Source organism: Streptomyces sp. NPDC052023 (assembly GCF_044548465.1).
Classification (GTDB): Bacteria; Actinomycetota; Actinomycetes; order Streptomycetales; family Streptomycetaceae; genus Streptomyces.
The window spans coordinates 565758-584068 of sequence record NZ_JBIUBW010000001.1; the positions used below are offsets into that span (position 1 = coordinate 565758).

At 72.7% G+C, this 18311-nt stretch carries 16 protein-coding genes; 10 read left to right on the plus strand and 6 right to left on the minus strand.

Translation table 11 applies throughout. The features are described from left to right. Positions 1–19: 19 nt before the first annotated feature. Positions 20–1291, plus strand: coding sequence for a beta-ketoacyl-ACP synthase II (gene fabF, locus ACIHCM_RS02655; RefSeq protein ID WP_399888023.1), 1272 nt, complete (start codon positions 20–22; stop codon positions 1289–1291). A gap of 147 nt (positions 1292–1438) precedes the next feature. On the opposite strand, the gene ACIHCM_RS02660 is transcribed toward fabF, so the two are convergent. Beyond that, the gene (locus ACIHCM_RS02660; RefSeq protein WP_399888025.1) at positions 1439–1933 is read right to left on the minus strand and encodes a DUF3145 domain-containing protein; all 495 of its coding nucleotides are present in this window, start codon (positions 1931–1933) and stop codon (positions 1439–1441) included. Between the two features lie 247 nt (positions 1934–2180). Here ACIHCM_RS02660 and ACIHCM_RS02665 point away from each other — a divergent pair, with 247 nt between their 5' ends. Then, the gene (locus ACIHCM_RS02665) at positions 2181–3071 is read left to right on the plus strand and encodes an SGNH/GDSL hydrolase family protein (protein WP_399888027.1); all 891 of its coding nucleotides are present in this window, start codon (positions 2181–2183) and stop codon (positions 3069–3071) included. Positions 3072–3081: 10 nt separating this feature from the next. Further along, positions 3082–4050 carry an aldose epimerase family protein gene (locus ACIHCM_RS02670; RefSeq protein WP_399888029.1) on the plus strand — a complete coding sequence of 323 codons (969 nt, stop codon included), beginning with the start codon at positions 3082–3084 and terminating at the stop codon, positions 4048–4050. Positions 4051–4129: 79 nt separating this feature from the next. Here the strand turns inward: ACIHCM_RS02670 and ACIHCM_RS02675 are convergent, their stop codons facing one another. After that, positions 4130–6586 carry a beta-glucosidase gene (locus ACIHCM_RS02675; RefSeq protein ID WP_399888710.1) on the minus strand — a complete coding sequence of 819 codons (2457 nt, stop codon included), beginning with the start codon at positions 6584–6586 and terminating at the stop codon, positions 4130–4132. Between the two features lie 104 nt (positions 6587–6690). On the opposite strand from ACIHCM_RS02675, the gene ACIHCM_RS02680 reads away from it, so the two are divergent. Both ACIHCM_RS02680 and ACIHCM_RS02685 read left to right on the plus strand, forming a co-directional pair. Beyond that, on the plus strand, positions 6691–7266 hold the full coding sequence (locus ACIHCM_RS02680; RefSeq protein WP_399888031.1) for a TetR/AcrR family transcriptional regulator: 576 nt from the start codon (positions 6691–6693) through the stop codon (positions 7264–7266). Between the two features lie 96 nt (positions 7267–7362). Then, positions 7363–8610 (plus strand): pyroglutamyl peptidase, encoded by a 1248-nt coding sequence (locus ACIHCM_RS02685; RefSeq protein ID WP_399888033.1) that lies wholly within the window; start codon positions 7363–7365, stop codon positions 8608–8610. Here the strand turns inward: ACIHCM_RS02685 and ACIHCM_RS02690 are convergent. Then, a complete protein-coding gene (locus tag ACIHCM_RS02690; RefSeq protein WP_399888035.1) occupies positions 8582–9196 on the minus strand; it encodes a LysE family transporter in 615 nt (204 codons plus the stop codon). The two genes, ACIHCM_RS02685 and ACIHCM_RS02690, sit on opposite strands and share 29 nt — an antisense overlap. After that, positions 9193–9987, minus strand: coding sequence for an EI24 domain-containing protein (locus tag ACIHCM_RS02695; protein WP_399888038.1), 795 nt, complete (start codon positions 9985–9987; stop codon positions 9193–9195). The genes ACIHCM_RS02690 and ACIHCM_RS02695 overlap by 4 nt, the downstream gene beginning before the upstream one ends. A gap of 183 nt (positions 9988–10170) precedes the next feature. Between ACIHCM_RS02695 and ACIHCM_RS02700 the strand changes: the two genes are divergently transcribed. Then, on the plus strand, positions 10171–12762 hold the full coding sequence (locus tag ACIHCM_RS02700) for a M14 family zinc carboxypeptidase (RefSeq protein ID WP_399888040.1): 2592 nt from the start codon (positions 10171–10173) through the stop codon (positions 12760–12762). A gap of 10 nt (positions 12763–12772) precedes the next feature. Further along, positions 12773–13921, plus strand: a complete 1149-nt coding sequence (locus tag ACIHCM_RS02705; protein WP_399888042.1) for a serine hydrolase domain-containing protein — start codon at positions 12773–12775, stop codon at positions 13919–13921. A gap of 70 nt (positions 13922–13991) precedes the next feature. Here ACIHCM_RS02705 and ACIHCM_RS02710 read toward each other — a convergent pair whose 3' ends face one another. Continuing rightward, complete coding sequence (locus tag ACIHCM_RS02710; RefSeq protein WP_399888044.1) at positions 13992–14411, minus strand: organic hydroperoxide resistance protein; 420 nt, start codon at positions 14409–14411, stop codon at positions 13992–13994. A 221-nt stretch (positions 14412–14632) separates the two neighbouring features. On the opposite strand from ACIHCM_RS02710, the gene ACIHCM_RS02715 reads away from it, so the two are divergent. Then, positions 14633–15778 carry an alpha/beta hydrolase family protein gene (locus ACIHCM_RS02715; protein ID WP_399888046.1) on the plus strand — a complete coding sequence of 382 codons (1146 nt, stop codon included), beginning with the start codon at positions 14633–14635 and terminating at the stop codon, positions 15776–15778. A gap of 42 nt (positions 15779–15820) precedes the next feature. On the opposite strand, the gene ACIHCM_RS02720 is transcribed toward ACIHCM_RS02715, so the two are convergent. Next, positions 15821–16843 carry an NADP-dependent oxidoreductase gene (locus ACIHCM_RS02720; RefSeq protein ID WP_399888048.1) on the minus strand — a complete coding sequence of 341 codons (1023 nt, stop codon included), beginning with the start codon at positions 16841–16843 and terminating at the stop codon, positions 15821–15823. A 112-nt stretch (positions 16844–16955) separates the two neighbouring features. Between ACIHCM_RS02720 and ACIHCM_RS02725 the strand changes: the two genes are divergently transcribed. Beyond that, positions 16956–17396, plus strand: coding sequence for a MarR family winged helix-turn-helix transcriptional regulator (locus ACIHCM_RS02725; protein ID WP_399888050.1), 441 nt, complete (start codon positions 16956–16958; stop codon positions 17394–17396). 168 nt (positions 17397–17564) lie between these two features. Beyond that, positions 17565–18284, plus strand: coding sequence for a class I SAM-dependent methyltransferase (locus ACIHCM_RS02730; protein WP_399888052.1), 720 nt, complete (start codon positions 17565–17567; stop codon positions 18282–18284). Positions 18285–18311 lie beyond the last annotated feature (27 nt).

Here is an 18311-nt window from a genome sequence, read left to right on the forward strand (position 1 = left end):
CGTTGGAGAAAGAATTCCCGTGAGCCCGACCAATCGCACCGTGGTCGTCACCGGTATCGGCGCAACCACACCGCTGGGTGGCGACGCAGCCTCTACCTGGGAGGGCCTGGTCGCCGGACGTTCCGGCGTCAAGCCCCTGGAGCAGGAGTGGGCCGCCGAGCAGGCGGTCCGGATCGCCGCGCCGGTCGCGGTGGAGCCCACCGAGTCCATCCCGCGGCCGCAGGCCCGCCGCCTCGACCGCTCGGCGCAGTTCGCGCTGATCGCCGCGCAGGAGGCGTGGGCCGACGCAGGCTTCACCGCCAAGGCCGGTGAGGGCGCCGAGGTCGACCCGGACCGGCTCGGCGCGGTCATCGCCTCCGGCATCGGTGGCGTGACGACCCTGCTAGACCAGTACGACGTGCTCAAGGAGAAGGGCGTACGCCGCGTCTCCCCGCACACCGTCCCCATGCTGATGCCGAACAGCCCCTCCGCGAACGTGGGTCTGGCCGTGGGCGCCCGGGCGGGCGTGCACACCCCGGTCTCCGCGTGCGCCTCGGGTGCCGAGGCCATCGGCTACGCCATCGAGATGATCCGCTCCGGCCGCGCCGACGTGGTCGTCGCCGGCGGTACGGAGGCGGCGATCCACCCGCTGCCGATCGCCGCGTTCGGCAACATGATGGCGATGTCCAAGAACAACGACGACCCGCAGGGCGCCTCGCGCCCCTACGACGTCGACCGCGACGGCTTCGTCCTCGGTGAGGGCGCCGGTGTCGTCGTGCTGGAGTCCGCCGAGCACGCCGCCAAGCGCGGGGCGCGGGTGTACGCCGAGGCGGTCGGGCAGGGCATCTCCGCCGACAGCCACGACATCGTGCAGCCGGAGCCCGAGGGCCGCGGTATCGCACACGCCCTGCAGAACCTGCTCGACCGGACCGACCTGGACCCGGCCGAGATCATGCACGTCAACGCGCACGCGACATCGACGCCGGCCGGTGACATCGCCGAGCTGAAGGCGCTGCGGAAGGTGTTCGGCGACGACGCCGACCACATCGCGGTGTCCGCGACGAAGTCGATGACCGGGCATCTGCTGGGTGGTGCCGGAGGCGTCGAGACGGTCGCGACCGTGCTCGCGCTGTACCACCGGGTGGCTCCGCCCACCATCAACGTCGAGAACCTCGACCCCGAGGCCGAGGCGAACGCCGACGTGGTGCGGGGCGAGGCGCGGAAGCTGGCTGTCGAGGGCCGGATCGCCGCCCTCAACGACTCGTTCGGATTCGGTGGGCACAACGTGGTGCTGGCGTTCCGGACGGTTTGATGCCGTTTGCCTGACGGCGATGGCCCGGACTCCCTGCGGGGGTTCGGGCCATCGCCGTTTGGGTGTGTGCTGTGTGCCGGGTGCGGGTCGTCGTGGCTTGGTCGCGCAGTTCCCCGCGCCCCTTGGGGACGTCCCCTGAACGGCGTTTCAGACCACCTGGTGCAGCCAGCGGACCGGCGCGCCCTCGCCCGCGTAGCGGAAGGGTTCCAGCTCGTCGTCCCAGGGCTTGCCCAGGAGCTTGGCGATCTCGGCCTCCAGCGCCGTCTCGCCCTGCTGGGCGCGGACCAGAGCCGCGCGCAGCCGGTCCTCGGGGATGAGGATGTCGCCGTGGATGCCGGTGACGGCGTGGAAGATACCCAGGTCGGGGGTGCAGCTGTAGCGCTCGCCCTCGGCCGTGGGGCAGGGTTCGGCGGTGACCTCGAAGCGCAGCAGGTGCCAGCCGCGCAGTGCCGAGGCGAGTTTGGACGCCGTGCCGGGCTCGCCCTGCCAGGAGAACTCCGAGCGCCAGGTGCCGGGCGCGGCCGGCTGCCGGATCCAGTCGAGGTTGACGCGCGTGCCGAGCACCCCGGCGACGGCCCACTCGACGTGCGGGCACAGCGCGCGCGGCGCGGAGTGCACGTACAGGACTCCACGTGTCGTCACCGGGACCTCCGGGCTGAGCGGGCGTGTTGCGGCTGGCAGGGCGGTCGTGGCCGGTCGGCCTCGTTGATGGCGAGGCTACCGTGCGGCGGCGCAAGGAGTGTGACGTACCGTCGGTCCCGGGGCCCGGAAACTCCCGCCATTCACCCAGGGGGACGCTTGTACGGGCGTAACCCGTTGCCCAGCGCGCGGGCGGGGACCCTCCCGGTTGTCATGGAGGGAAGAAGGAGAGCGAGGGGGAAGGCGGACGATGCGGAAGACCGGACAGCGGGTGCGGACGACGGTGGCCGTGCTCACGGCGGCCGTGGTGGGGCTGAGCGGCTGCGACGTGGTGGGGGGCGACCCGCCGGACGAGGCGGGCCTCGGCCGGCAGCGGAAGGCGGCCCCGAAGGTGGTGTGGGACACCAGGCCGGCCTCGATCGCCGCCGTCGGTGACTCCATCACCCGGGGGTTCAACACGTGCCTGGTGCTCTCGGACTGTCCCGAGGTGTCCTGGGCGACCGGCAGCAGCCCGGAGGTGAAGAGTCTCGCCGTACGGCTGCTGGGTCCCGCGGGGGCTGCCGCGCACAGCTGGAACCACGCGGTGAGCGGGACCCGGATGGCGGACCTCCCGGCTCAGATGGAGCGCGCGGCGGCGCGCCGTCCCGAGCTCGTGACGGTGATGACGGGGGCGAACGACGCCTGCCGGTCCTCGATGTCGGCGATGACGCCGGTCGACGACTTCCGGGCGGACTTCCAGGACGCGATGCGAACACTGCGTCAGACTCTGCCCAGGGCTCAGGTGTATGTGGCGAGCATCCCGAACCTGATGCGGCTGTGGTCCGAGGGCCGTACGAATCCGCTGGGCAAACAGGTGTGGAAGCTGGGCATCTGCCCGACCATGCTGGGCGACGCGGACGCCGTGGACGCCGCGGCCGAACGGCGGCGCGCGACGGTGCAGCGGCGGGTGGAGGACTACAACGCGGTGCTGGCGGAGGTCTGCGGCGCCGACGACCGCTGCCGGTACGACGGCGGCGCGGTGTACGAGTACCGGTTCGGCACCGCGCAGTTGAGTCAGTGGGACTGGTTCCACCCGAGCAGGAACGGCCAGGCGCGGCTGGCGGAGATCGCCTACCGGGAGGTCACCGGCAACACGCCTTAGGGTCTCGCTCATGAGCGAACACTTCGGCACACTTTCCGACGGCACGGCCGTGCACCGCTGGACGCTGGAGCGCGCGGGCGTACGGGTGCGGGTCCTTTCGTACGGCGGCATCGTGCAGTCGGTCCAGGTGCCGGACCGGGACGGGCGGACGGCGGACGTGGTGCTCGGGTTCGCCGGGCTGGACGGCTATCTGGAGCACCCCGGGCCGTACCTGGGCGCCCTGGTGGGGCGGTACGCCAACCGGATCGCGGGCGGCCGCTTCCCGCTCGACGGGCGGACGTACGCACTCGCGCGGAACGACGGGCCGAACTCGCTGCACGGCGGTGAGCGCGGTTTCGACAAGCGGGTGTGGGAGGTGACGCCGGTCGAGCACGGCGTGCGGCTCAGCCGGGTCAGCCCGCACGGCGAGGAGGGTTTCCCGGGGCGGCTCGAGGTGACGGCGACCTACCGGCTCGACGCCACCGGGGCGCTGCGGATCGCGTACGAGGCGGAGACGAACGCGCCGACCGTGGTGAACCTGACGAATCACACGTACTGGAACCTGAGCGGGTCGGGCACCGCGGGCGGGCACGAGCTGCGGATCGACGCCGGGCGGTACACGCCGGTGGACGGCGACTCGATCCCGACGGGGATCGATCCGGTCGAGGGGACCCGCTACGACTTCCGGTCGGCCCGCAAGACCGCCTCCGGGTACGACCACAACTTCGTCCTCGACAAGGGCGTGACCGAAACACCCGTCGAGGTGGCGGAGCTGTCCGACCCGGCCTCCGGCAGGGTGCTGACGATCGCGACGACCGAGCCGGGGCTCCAGCTGTACACCGCCGACCATCTCGGCGACCCGTTCGCGCCCGGGGACGGCGTCGCCCTGGAGACGCAGCACTTCCCCGACTCACCGAACCGTCCCCAGTTCCCTGGCACCGTGCTGCGGCCGGGCGAGGTCTTCCGCTCGGAGACGGTGTACGGCTTCTCGGCGCGCTGAGTCCGCCGCGTGCCCCTGAGCCCCGGTCCGGCCGTCAGGTCCCGGACCGGGGCTGCTCGGTGGGACGAATCGCCCTGGATCAGACGGTAGCCGTCAGCGTGATCCTGCGGTCCGCGATCGAGCGGCCCACCTGGATCTCGTACGAACCTTTCACATACGACCACGAGTCGCTCGTCTCGTCCCAGATCTCGAACGCCCGGCGCGGAAGCTCGACGACGGCCTCGGCGCTCTCCCCGGGCCCCGCCTCGACGTCCGCGAAGCCGGCCAGCCAGCGCGCCGGACGCTCCGCACCGGGCCCGGTCCCGGTCGCGGACCCGGCCGGGGCGACGTACAGCTGCACGACCTCGCGGCCGGGGCGCCAGCCGGTGTTGCGGACGCGCACCGTCACCGTCGTACCGTCCAGCTCCAGGGACTCGTACGTCCAGTCGGTGTAGCCCAGGCCGTGGCCGAAGGGGTACATCGGTGTCCTGCCCTCCCTCTCCCAGGCGCGGTAGCCGATGAAGACTCCCTCGCCGTAGGGCAGTTCGCCGTCGACGGGGGCGACCTGGGTGACCGGGGCGTCCTTCAGCGGGCCCCAGGTGGTGGGCAGCCGGCCGCCCGGCTCGTGCGCCCCCGTGAGCACGTCGGCCAGGGCGGCACCGCCCTCCTGGCCGGGGAACCAGGTCAGCAGGACGGCCGCGACCTGCTCACGCCAGGGCAGTTCCACCGGGGAGCCGGCGTTGACGACCACGACCGTGTTCGGGTTGGCGGCGGCCACGGCGCGGACCAGGTCGTCCTGACGGCCGGGCAGACGCAGGCCGGTGCGGTCGAAGCCCTCGGACTCGACGCGTTCGGTGGTGGCGACCACGACGACGGCCGTGTCGGCGGCTGCGGCGACCCGGGCGGCCTCGGCGATCAGCTCGTCGGGGTCGCGCCGGGGCTCCTGGTGGGCGAGGGCGAAGGTGATGGCCTTCAAAGGCATGCCGTCGGGGAGGTCGAGCACGTGGGTGAGGGAGACCTCGACCCGCTCGCCCGCGGTGAGTTCGGCCTGGGCGCGCGCGACCGGGGCGCCGAAGAAGGCCCCGAAGGGGTCCTCCCCGGTGGGGCGCTGGATGCCGTCGTAGTACGGGGTGCCGCCGACGGTGAGGGTGAACGCGCCGAGGCCCTTCACACCGAAGGTGTGCGCTCCGCTCTCGCGCGGGGTGAAGGTGCCGGCCAGTTCGACGCTGCGCAGCCGGTCGTAGGTGACGCCCTCGGGCAGGTCGCCGCCCATCCAGTGGATCTGGCCGTTCGGGGCGGGGGCCGTGCCCATGATCCGGCCGGAGGCGTCACGGCAGATCGCGCGCAGTGCGAAGCCCTGGCCGGCGACGGCGAGTTCGGTGTTGGGGTCGGCACCGACGGCGTAGCGCACCGCGCCGTCGGGAAGGGCGGCGGTGAGGCCGTCGAGCGGGGAGACGACATGGTCGGGGAAGACGGTCGCGGAGCCGCCGCCGAGCACGCGGGCGTCGCGGGCGGCGGCGCCGAGGAGGGCGACCGTGCCCGGCCGCAGGGGCAGCGCGCCCTCGTTGCGGACCAGGACGAAGGAGCGGCGGGCGATCTCGCGGGCCAGGGCCGTGCCGTCGACGGGCGCCGGCAGGCCGGTGACGGCCGGCTCGGCGCCCTCCAGGACACCGACGCGGGCGGCGAGCCGCAGGACGTTGCGCACGGCCTCGTCGACCTTCGTCTCGTCGGCCGTGCCGTCCCGTACGGCCCGGGCGAGCGCCTCGCCGTAGACGGTTCGCGGGCCGGGCATGGCGATGTCGAGGCCGCCCTCGAGGACGCCGGTGGTGGAGCGTGCGGCGGTCCAGTCGGAGACGTTGACGCCGTCGAAGCCCCACTCGCCGCGCAGGACCTCGTTCACCAGGTGGTGGTGCTCCGTCATCGTGGTGCCGTTGACCGAGTTGTAGGCGGTCATGATGCCCCAGGGGCGGGCGTTCACGACGATCGCCTCGAAGGGGGCGAGGTAGAGCTCGCGCAGAGCGCGTGCCCCGACGACGTTGTTCACCGTGAAGCGGTCGGTCTCGGCGTCGTTGGCGACGAAGTGCTTGACGGTGGTGGCCACGCCGCCGGACTGCACGCCCTGGACGTAGCCGGTGCCGATCCGCCCGGTGAGGTACGGGTCCTCGCTGTAGGCCTCGAAGTGGCGGCCGCCGAGCGGGGAGCGGTGCAGGTTGACCGTGGGGGCGAGCAGGACGTGGACGCCCTTGCGGCGGGCCTCCTGGGCGAGCAGGACGCCGGCCCGGTGGGCCAGGGCGGGGTCCCAGGTGGCGGCGAGGGCGGTGGGCGAGGGCAGGGTGACGGACGGGTCCTCGGCGGTCCAGTGCACGCCGCGCACGCCGACGGGGCCGTCGGACATGACGAGCGAGCCGAGGCCGATCTCGGGAAGGGCGGGCAGGGTCCAGGCGTCCTGGCCGGACAGCAGGCGCGCCTTGGCGTCGAGGTCCAGCTTGCTCAGGGCGGCCTCGACGGCTGTCTCACGGGCCCGGTCGGCCGGGGTGGTGCGCGGGGATCCCGCCATGGGGGGTGCCTCCAGGTCGAAGTCCGTGCGGTGACCCCATCGTGCAACGTCCACCTGGCGACCGGTAGGTTTTGTTATCCGTCCGTTATCTGTGAGTGGGGTCGATGTCGTACGGTGACGCCATGAGCGCGCGGGTCAGGAGCGAGGAACGGCGGGCCGAGATAGTCCGGGCCGCCCTGGAGGTGATCGCCGAGCGCGGTTACCGGGGCGCCAGCCTGGCCGCGGTGGCGGAGCGGGTGGGACTCACCCAGCAGGGGCTGCTGCACCACTTCCCGACCAAGGACGCGCTGCTGGTCGCCGTGCTGGAGGAGCGGGACCAGTGGGACGCGGTGCCGGACAGCCGGTGGCGGTTCGATCTGCTCGCGTCACTGGTCGAGTACAACGCGATGCGGCCCGGCATCGTCCAGACCTTCTCCGCGCTGCTCGGCGAGAGCGTCACGGAGGGGCACCCGGCGCGGGACTACTTCACCGCGCGGTACACGCGGGTCCGGGAGAGCATGGCGGCCGTGCTGCGCGCCGAGTACGGCGGCCGGCTGCCGAACGGGCTGACGCCGGAGCGCACCGCGCCGCTGCTGGTGGCGGTGATGGACGGCCTCCAGTACCAGTGGCTGCTGGACCCGGAGTCGGTGGACATGCCCGGCGCGTTCCGCGACTTCCTGGCGTTGCTGGGCGAGGAATGACGCCCGGCCCGTCACCCACCATGGCGTGCACCACTTCCGTCACGGGATACTGCGGCCGTTCCCGCACCCCACTGCGACGGAAGGACCCGAACCCCCTTGAAATCCCTATGTGTTCGCATCGGCATACTCGGCTTCGCCCTGGTGGCCGGGCTCGCGGCCCCCACCACCGCATCGGCCGGCACGGCGGTCACCGTCGAGGAGCAGCGGCTGGAGCGGGCCGCGCCGCAGGAGATACTCCGGCGGTCCGGATTCGACACCGTGGCGCAGGAGTTCGCCGAGGCGCTGAACGGCGCCCGGTCGTACGCGCAGGCCCACCGGATCGTCGTACGGCAGGGGGCGGCGCTGTGGCGGCGGGCGGTGGACCGGGCGCAGGGGCGGGGGCCTGCCACGGGGGATCTCAGCCGGGACGACGACCGCCCGCTGTACTGGGCGCGGCTCGGGATGACGCGGGAAGTGCGCGGCTGGGAACCGGCGTTCGGGCTCGGTGAGCGGCAGCGGACGGCACTGCTGGACGCGCTGGAGCGGACCTCGCGCGGACAGAGCGACATCGCCTACCCGTCGCGCGGCAAGGGCGTGAAGCGGATCCTGGTCACCGGGTTCGACCCGTTCACCCTGGACCGGGACGTGCGGATCTCCAATCCGTCCGGTGCCACCGCGCTCGCGCTCGACGGCACGGTGATCCGGACGGCGGACGGGCCGGCACGGGTGGAGACCGCGGTGTTCCCGGTGCGCTGGGCGGACTTCGCGGACGGGACGGTGGAGCGGACGCTGCGGCCCCACCTGCCGAAGATCGACCTCTTCACCACCGTGAGTCAGGGCCGCGTCGGGCGGTTCGACATCGAGCGGACCAACGGGGCCTGGCGGGGCGGGTTCGCGGACAACGAGAACATCGGCCGCACGGAGACCGTCCCCGTCACCGACCCGGCCTCGCAGCCGCAGTGGACGTCGACGACGCTGCCGTACGCGGCGATCGTGGCGGCCACCACCGGGCGCTTCCCCGTGTACGACAACACCTCCGTGACCGAGATCCCGGCGGGCGGCACCCAGCCCGTCGTGCGGCCGGACGGGCCGACCCCCGGGTCCACGGCGCGCGCCGGGGGCGGCGGGGACTACCTCTCCAACGAGATCGCCTACCGGGCGACGCTGCTGCGGGACCGGCTGGGACTGCACGGCACCCTGCCGGGCGGGCATGTGCACACGCCGGTACTGCAGTTCGCCGCGGGCAACACGACGGAGGTCACCGACCCCGAGTTCGTCCGCAACCGGCTCGACATCATCGCGCAGGTACGGGCGATCCTGACCGTGGCTGTCGAAACTAGTGCGACGGGGCGAACGCGAGGCTGACGCCGAGGCCGGCCAGGGCGGCTCCGATCACCTTGTTGAGGACCTTCTGGCCACGCAGCATCAGGGTGCGCATCCGGTCCTGCGAGAAGAAGACGGCGACGACGCCGAACCACAGCAGGTGGGCCAGCGACATGAACAGGCCGTAGCCCACCTGCTGGGGGATCGGCGTGCCGGGGCCCACGAGCTGGGCGAACGTCGAGACGACGAACAGGGTCGTCTTCGGGTTCAGGACGTTGGTGAGGAAGCCTGCGCGCAGGGCCGCGAACGGGGTGAGGCCGTCGCCGTGCTCCAGGTCGACCTGGAGCTCGCCCCGCGTGCGGAAGGTGCGCACGCCGATGTACACGAGGTAGGCGGCGCCGACCAGTTTGATGACCGTGAAGAGGAAGGTCGACGAGGCGATCAGCAGACCGACGCCGAGCATCGTGTAGGTGACGTGCACCAGGACCCCGGCGGCGACGCCCACCGCCCCGAGCAGCCCCGTGCGGCGGCCGTGCAGGTAGCTGTTGCGGACGACCATCGCGAAGTCGGCGCCGGGGGCGATCACCGCGAGGACGGTGATGACGGCGACGGCGAGCACCTCGGTCACCGGGTGACCTCCCGGTGACCGCCCTCCTTCGGAGCCCCTTCGGTGATCTCCTCGCCGCGCAGGTCGCGGGCGAGCAGCGTGGCGCCCGCGACCGCGCCCGGCATCAGGAAGACGGCGACGAAGGGGATGAGGAAGGAGAGGCCGAGCGGTGTGCCGAAGCCCCAGATCAGGGTCTTGCGGGAGCGCAGCAGGGCGAGCCGGTCGCGCAGTTCCACGCCCCGGCGCTGGAGGGCGACGGAGGTGAGTTCCTCGGTGAGGAAGAAGCCGGTGACGAAGAAGCCGAGCACGGGCACGACGGTCTGGCCGGCCACCGGGACGAAGCCCAGGGCGAAGAGCAGCACGCCCCACACGGCGGCACGGGCCAGGACGCGCAGGCTGTCACGTGCCGAGATCCACAGCTCCTTGTGCAGGGGCAGGTCGGAGACGGGCGCGGTGCCGTCCGGGGAGACGTCACGGTCGACGGACTCGGACAGCGCCTCGTAGAAGGGCTGGCCGATCAGCAGCGTGACGGCCGTGAAGGTGAGGACGGCCAGCAGCAGCGCGAGGGCGAAGAGCACGGCCGTCAGGAAGCCGCGGAACAGGCCGAGCCAGGGGCTCTGCCAGTCGTCGGCGAACGGTGTCGCCCAGCCGACGAAGCCCTCGCCCCACAGCGCCAGCGCCACCAGCGCCGCGGCGTAGAGGACGAGGGTGATCAGGCCCGGAAGCAGCCCGAAGCCGTACTGCTTGCCGTGCCGGGCCACCCATCGCTGGCCCTTCAGGAGATAGCTGAAACCCACCCCGAGATCGCGCATGGGGGAACCCTACCGGGATGCCCCCCGCGGGCGGTCACACAGGTGTGACGGCCGGGCCGGGGGCCCGCCGTGCGCCATCCGGGGCAACGCCGGGCATCGGCGACACCAAGACGCTCTTGTTGCGGTTGAGTCGAACAGGTACACCTCGCCGTACCGATCTCAGGAACCCCGGAGGAGGTACGCGTGCGCACCACGAGAACGACCTCTGCGAGACCTGTCCTGACCGCCGCCCTGGCCCTCGGTACGGCCGGCTCACTGCTGCTGGCCGTCCCCGGCCCGGCCGGCGCGGACGACGACCCCGTGACCCGGGCCGCGGCGGAGAGCCCCGCATTCGACGCCCTCCCCGCCAACTCCCCGGCGACCACCGCCCGTCGGGCGTTCACCGAGCCCCTTCCCGATCTGCCGGACCCCTCGCGGGGCTACCCGCGCGAGCAGCAGTTACCGCCGGACCCCGTGAACCCCGGCGACAAGTCCCTCAAGCTGGGCCTGACCCCGTACCACGGCGTCGTGCCGAAGCTGAACGCCCTGCAGCGCCTGGGCGACCGGGTGAGCGTCGAGGTCGCGGGCCGCTCGGCGGGCGGGCACCGGCTCTATCTCGTCACCGTCACCGCGCCGGAGACGGCCCGTCAGACGCGCGAGCAGGAGCGCATGCGCGAGCTCGTCGAGAACGCGCCGGCGGCCGCCGCGAAGGACCCGCGCGTCAAGGCCGCGTACAAGACGCCCGTCTTCCTCAACAGCAACATCCACGGCAACGAGTGGGAGGGCACCGACGCCTCCCTCGCACTCGTCGAACGGCTCGCGACGGCGAACGACGCGCGCACCCGGGACCTGCTCGCGCACAGCCGTCTGTACTTCAACGTCACCGCCAACCCGGACGGCCGGATCGCCGGAACCCGGACGAACGCGAACGGGTTCGACCTCAACCGGGACCTCGTCACCGCCTCGCAGCCCGAGGCGCGGGCGTTACGGCAGATCATGGTCGACAAGCAGCCGGCCGTCCTGCTGGACCTGCACGGCTACGTCAACGGCACTCTGATCGAGCCCACCACGCCGCCGCACGGCGAGAACTACGAGTACGACCTCTTCCTCAAGCACACCTATGCCAACGCCCTCGGCATGGAGGCGGCCGTCAACGGCCTCGGCCTGACGCCCGCGAAGGACGGCGTCGAACCACCGCAGATCCCGTTCCGGGACCAGGAGGAGGGCTGGGACGACTGGCCGCCCGTCTTCACCCCGCAGTACGCGGCGTTCCACGGCGCGGTCGCCGCGCACACGGTCGAGATCCCGCTCCAGGTCAACAACGGCGCCTACGACTCCCTGCCGCGCAGCGAGCTGCGCCGCCGGGCCTCGGTCAACGTCGCCGTCGCGGGCGCCGCGCTCGACGCGACCCTGGACTACGTGCGGGAGAAGCGGCGTGCGCTGATCGCCGACCAGATCGAGTTCTTCCGGCGCGGGGCCGCCGCGGCCGCTCAGGTGCCGGTCTCCGAGGAGACCGTGCCCGGCGTCCCGGGCATCGGCCCCGAGGACGTCTACACCACCACTTTCCCGCGCGCGTACGTCATTCCGGCGGGCGGCACCCAGCGCTCCCCCACCGCCGCCGCGCGCCTGGTCGGCCATCTGCTCGCGGGCGATGTCCGCGTCAGCCGCGCGGAGCAGGCGTTCCGGCTCTCCGGCCGCCGGTACGCCAAGGGCTCGTACGTCGTCGACATGCGCCGGCCCAAGCGCGGTCTGGCGAACGTGCTGCTGGCCGACGGGCGGGACATCAGCGGCGAGGTGTCGGCCATGTACGACATCTCCGGCTGGAGCCTCGGCCGGCTGTGGGGCGCCACGGTCGAGCCGGTGCACGCGCTGCCGCCCGTCCCGTCGCGCCCGGTGCGCGAGGCCCCGCGCGTGGGGTACGTCGCCCCGCGCGGCGACCTGCGGCTGCCCCTGCGCGATCCGCGCGAGGTGGCGGCCCTCAACTCCCTGCTCACCCAGGGGGTACGGGTCAGGCAGGCGGCCGACGGCAGCGCGCTGGTGCCGGGCTCGGCGCGGCGGCAGGCGGCGGCCGCGGCACGGACGTACGACGTCGCCTTCGAGGCCACGCGGCTCACCGGCGGCACCCCGCTGACGCGGGTGCGGGTGGCGGCGGCCGTGACGCCGGGTGAGCTGTTCGCGCTGCGCGAGATGGGCTTCGACGTGACGCCGGTGTCGGCCGGGGTGCTGAACGCCGGGTTCGACTGGTCGGGGGTGAACGTGCTGTTCGTGTCGGCGGGTCTGGCGTACGGCGACCTGAACCCGGCCGCGCGGCGGGCTCTCGGCCGCTTCCTCGGCCGTCACGGCCTGCTCGGCCGGGGGGCGGCGGGGGCGGAGCTCAACGCCGCGGCCGGGCTGCTGCCGGTCAAGCCCGTCGCGGGGGACGGGGACGCCAACGGGGTGGTGCGGGTGGTGAACGCGGGCGGCCGGATCTCCGGCGGAGCACCGGAGCACTCCTTCGTCTACGCGCCGGTGTGGTTCACGGATCTCGGACGCGGGGTGCGTGTGGAACAGTCGTACGCGACCGGGAATCCGCTCGTGTCGGGGCACTGGCGGGCGTTGCCGGACGGCACCGGCGGGCCCGCCGCCGCGGCCGGACGGGCCTCGGTGATCAGCGGTCCGCACGGAGTGCTCTTCGGGACGGAACCACTCTTCCGTGATCACCCCAAGGGGGCATTCGCTCAGGTCGGGCGGGCATTGTTCACCTTGGCGACCAGCTGGAACGGCACACACGCGAGCAGCGGACGGCCGAGGAGGTAGAGGAGATCGGATGACGCAGGAGATCCACGGCACCGTCGCCGACGGCTACGAGGAGGTGCGCGCGGAGTTCGCCGCGTTCGTGGCACGGGAGCGGGCGGACTACGAAGGGCAGTTGTGCGCGTACGTGCACGGGCGGCGGGTCGTCGACCTGTGGGCGGGTCCGGACGGTGCCTCGGCCGAGTCGCTGCACGGCGTCTTCTCGTCCACCAAGGGCGCCGCCCACCTCGTCGTCGCGCTGCTCGTCCAGGACGGCACGCTCGAACTGGACCGGAAGGTGACGTACTACTGGCCGGAGTTCGGGGCCGAGGGCAAGGGCGCGCTGACCCTGCGCGAGCTGCTCACGCACCGCGCGGGCCTGATCGGGCTGGACGGCGGGTTCACCGACGAGGAACTGGCGGACGACCGGATGATCGCCGAGCGGCTGGCGGACCAGCGGCCGTTCTGGCGCCCCGGTACGGCGTTCGGCTATCACGCGCTGGTGATGGGCGCGCTCGCCGGTGAGGTGGTACGGCGGGCCACCGGCCGCACTCTCCAGGAGGTGTACGAGGAACGGGTGCGCGCCCCGTACGGCCTGGACTTCTACCTCGGGCTGCCCGCCGCCGAGGAGGTCCGCTTCCGGCCGGTGCAGCCGATGCTGCCGACGTCCGAGCAGCAGGCGGTGCTGGACGCCCGGCCGGCCGGGCCGCACACGCTCACGGCGATCGCGTTCAACACGCATGTGGGCGAGCCGGGCGAGCTGGTGGACCACGCCAACTCCCGCCTGGTGCGCGCCAAGGGCCCGGCGTCGGCGGGCGGCGTCGCCTCCGCGCGCGGGCTCGCCGGGATGTACGCGGCGGCGATCAGCGAGATGGCCGGGCGGCCGCCGCTGCTGAAGCCGGACACGGTCGCCGAGGTGGGGCAGATCCACTCCGTCGGCCACGACCTGGTGGCGCGGGTCCACAAGGCGTACGGGCTCGGTTTCCAGGCGACGGCCGAGAACTGGTACCCGTTCCTCGGCGCGGGCACCTTCGGGCACAGCGGAGCCGGCGGTTCGCAGGCCTTCGCCGATCCGCGCAGCGGGCTGACGTACGGCTACACGCGGCGGCGCTGCGCGTTTCCGGGTGGGGCGGCACCGGAGAACGAGCGGTTCGTGCGGGCGGTGCACAGGGCCGCCGTGTGAGCGCGGCCCACGGGCGAAGGCCGCACCCCACGTCCAGGGGTGCGGCCTTCTCCGTGCGCAACGAGCACCGTCAGCCGAGCGTCACGGTGATGTTGCCGCGGGTCGCCTTCGAGTACGGGCAGACCTGGTGGGCCTTCTCGATCAGCGCCTTCGCGGTGGTCTCGTCGACGTTCGGAATGTCCGCCGAGATCTCGACGATGATCCCGAAGCCGTCGTCGTTCTTGCCGATGCCGACCTTCGCGGTGACGGTCGAGCCGGAGATGTCGGCGTTCTCCTGCCGGGCGACCACGCCGAGGGCGCCCTGGAAGCAGGCGCTGTAGCCGGCGGCGAACAGCTGCTCCGGGTTGGTGCCGGAACCGCTGCCGCCCATCTCCTTCGGCGGGTTCACGACGACGTCGAGCTTGCCGTCGTCGGTGGCGACCCGGCCGTCGCGGCCGCCCTCGGCGGTGGCGACGGCGGTGTACAGGACGTCGGACTGCTGGATGGGCATGCGGTGGTCTTCCTCCCTGGTTCCACCCGGGACTCGCGCCCACGATCCCGGATGATTTCGGAAAGAAGTTACCGCATACCGGAAAGTCAAGGAAGGGCGAGTGGGGTCTGCCCCTAACTCCCAGGGGGTAGGGGCAGCCCGGTCTCCCTCCATGGGGTGAGGCGTGGGTTCACCGCACGGGGGGACGTGGGCGACGATCTCCGCCGCCTAGCCTCGGCACCATGAATCGACTGCCCCGCGGCGTCACCGCCGCGTTACTCGGCCTGTCCCTCGCGCTCCTCGGCTCGGGGACCACGAACGCCGCACCCGCACCGGCGGGCACGGCGGAGCACGTACGCCTCGAACTGCCGCGTCCCACCGGTCCGTTGCCCGTGGGCCGCGACACCCTGCACCTGGTGGACGCCGGCCGCGCCGACCCGTGGGTGCCCCAGGCCGGCGCGCGGGAGCTGATGGTGTCGCTGTACTACCCGGCCCGCGGCGGGCACGGCCGGACCGCGCCCTACATGACCACCGGGGAGGCCCGGGCCTTTCTGGAGGACCGGGAGCTGACCGAGGCCGTGTCCGCCCGCACCCTCAGCGGCACGCGCACGCACGCTCGCGCCGGGGCGCCGCCCGTGCGCGGCAGGTTTCCGCTGGTCGTGCTCTCCCCCGGGTTCACCGTCAACCGCTCGACCCTGACGCTGCTGGCCGAGGACCTGGCGAGCCGGGGGTATGTGGTGGCGGCCGTCGACCACGCCTACGAGTCGGTGGGCACGGCGTTCCCCGGTGGGCGGCTGCTCACCTGCGCGGCCTGCGAGAAGGCCCCCCTGACCGGGTACGCGAACGTGGCCAGGGGCCGCGCCCAGGACGTCTCCTTCCTGCTCGACCGGCTGACCGACCGCCGCGAACCGGCCTGGCGGCACGCCGGTCTGATCGACCGGAAGCGGATCGGCATGGCCGGTCACTCCATCGGCGGTGCGACCGCCGTGCCCGCCATGGCGGGCGACCACCGGATACGGGCGGGCGCCGATCTGGACGGCGGCCTCTTCGGCCTGGTGCCGGACGACGGTCTCGACGGCCGGCCGTTCCTGCTGATCGGTGCCGACGGGGACGAGCAGGACTCCTGGACCGAGGGCTGGCCGCGCCTGGACGGCTGGAAGCGCTGGCTGACCGTGGCCGGTTCGGGGCACTTCACCTTCACCGACGTGCCCGTGCTCGGCGAGCAGCTGGGGCTCCTGCCCCCGGAGGAGCCCCTGTCCGGCGCGCGGTCACAGCAGATCACGCGCGCCTATGTGGGGGCCTTCTTCGACCTCCACCTGAAGGGCACCGCCCAGCCGCTGCTGGACGGCCCGTCGGCGGAGCACCCCGAGGTGGGCTTCCGCAGGTGACCGCCGGGCCACCGGGGCTGCCCCGGCGCGGGTGTTCCCCGTTCAGAGCTTGACGATCATCTTTCCGGTGTTGTCGCCGCGCAGGACGCCGAGGAAGGCCTCCAGGTGGTTCTCGATGCCCTCGGCGACGGTCTCGCGGTACTTGAGGGCGCCCGAGGCGACCCAGGGGCCGACCTCCTGGACGAACTGGGGCTGGAGGTCGTAGTGGTCGCCGACCAGGAAGCCCTCGATGCGGCCGCGGGTCTGGATGAGGCGGGCGAGGTTCCTCGGGCCGGGCGCCGGCTCGGTGTTGTTGTAGACCGAGATCATGCCGCAGATCGCGATGCGCCCGTCCCGGTTCAGGGAGCCGATCGCGGCCTCCAGGTGGTCGCCTCCGACGTTGTCGAAGTAGACGTCGATGCCGTCGGGGGCGGCGGTGCGCAGCTGCTCGCTCACCGGCCCGGACTTGTAGTTGAAGGCCGCGTCGAAGCCGTACTCCTCGATCAGCAGCTTGACCTTCTCGTCGGACCCCGCGGAGCCGATGACGCGGGAGGCGCCCTTGAGCTTCGCGATCTGCCCGACCTGGCTGCCGACGGCACCGGCGGCCCCGGACACGAACACGACGTCGCCCTCCTTGAAGGAGGCGGTGCGCAGCAGACCCGCGTAGGCGGTGAGCCCGGTCATGCCGAGGACGCCGAGGTACGTCGACAGGGGCGCGGCCTGCGGGTCGACCTTGACGGCGTTCTTGGCGTCGAAGGCGGCGTACTCGCGCCAGCCGGAGAAGTGCAGGACGTGGTCGCCGACCGCGAAGCCCTCGGCGCGCGAGGCGACGACCTCGCCGACGGCCCCGCCCTGCATGGCCTTGCCCAGTTCGAAGGGCGCGGCGTAGGACTTGGCGGCGCTCATGCGTCCGCGCATGTAGGGGTCGACGGAGGCGTACACGTTACGGACCAGGACCTGGCCCTCACCCGGGGCGGGCATCGGAGCCTCGACGAGGGCGAAGTCCTCCGGCCGGGGCCAGCCGACGGGGCGGCTGAGCAGGTGCCATTCGCGGTTGACGGCGGGGAGGGCGGGGGTGTCGGTCATGGGGGGCACCTTTCCTCGGGTTCCTCAGGTTCCACTGGCAATACTTCAGTACCTGAAACAACGATGCGCTGTAACATTTCATGCTGTCAAGTAACCGGGTACCCTGGACGCCATGGCCCCACCTCACCCCACCCGCCCCGACGCGCTGACCATGGAAGTCGTCGACCTGATCGGCTCGGTCGTGGCCCGGTACCACGAGGAGTACGAGGAGGCGGCCGCCGAGCACGCGCTGACCGGCGCCCAGGCGAGGCTGCTCAGCCTGCTCTCCCTGGAGCCGCTCCCCATGCGCAAGCTGGCCCACCGGCTCAAGTGCGAGCCGTCGAACGTCACCGGCATCGTCGACCGCCTCGAATCGCGGGGCCTGGCCGAGCGCCGCCCGGACCCGGCCGACCGCCGGGTGAAGCTGGCGGCCGCGACGGACGAGGGCCACCGGGTGGCCCGCAGCCTGCGCGAGTCGCTGCGCTTCGCCCGCGAGCCGCTGGCGGGGCTGAGCGAGGGGGAACGGCGGACACTGCGGGACCTGCTCCAGCGGATGGTGGCGGTGGAGGGCTAGGGTCCGCCGTCCGGATCGCGCCGGCGTCGCGGGGGCCGGACACCGGCTCTGCGCGGCATCGGGAGCAAACCCCGCGGGGCTGTGGCATCACGCCTTCCGGGTGGCGGCGGGCGCGAACCGCCGCACGGGTCCTGGGCCGCGGGTGCCGCGGGTCCTTAGCCTCGGCCCATGGCGACCCTGTGGGACCTCATGCGCGACTGCATCCCCGACGACCACGCCCGCCAGGTGACGTCCCGTTACTACCTGGACGAGGTCATGACCTCGCCGGGCGCGCCGGACCGGGTGGTCGACCTGGGGTGCGGGCGGGGCGCGTCCGTCGCGCTCTTCCGCAAGCACGATCCGAAGGTGCGGTGGGTCGGGGTCGACATCCGGGACTCCCCGGAGGCCAGGCAGCACCGGCCGAACGGTGATCCGCTGGTCCACTTCGACGGTGTCCGCCTGCCGTTCCGCTCGGGCACCGTGCCGCTGATCTACTCCCACCAGGTCTTCGAGCACGTCTCGCGCCCGCGTGAGCTGCTGGCCGAGATCGGCCGCGTGCTGCGGCCGGGCGGGCTGTTCATCGGCAGCACGTCCCAGTTCGAGCCGTACCACTCCTTCAGCCTGTGGAACTACACGCCGTACGGCTTCCGGGTGCTCGTCGAGGAGGCCGGGCTGGCCCTGCGGGAGATCCGGCCCTCCCTGGACGGGGTGACGCTGATCATGCGGTCCTACGGCGACAGACGGAAGCAGGAGTACGGGCGGTACTGGAACGAGGAGTCGCCGCTCAACGCCGAGATCGACAGCTGGGCGCGGCAGACCGGGCGGCGGACGGCGCTGGTGAACCTGCGCAAGCTGACCTTCTGCGGCCAGTTCGTCTTCCGGGTCGCCAAACCCGGGCACCGGGCCTGACCCCCAGGGGCCGGGCCCGGCCGGGAT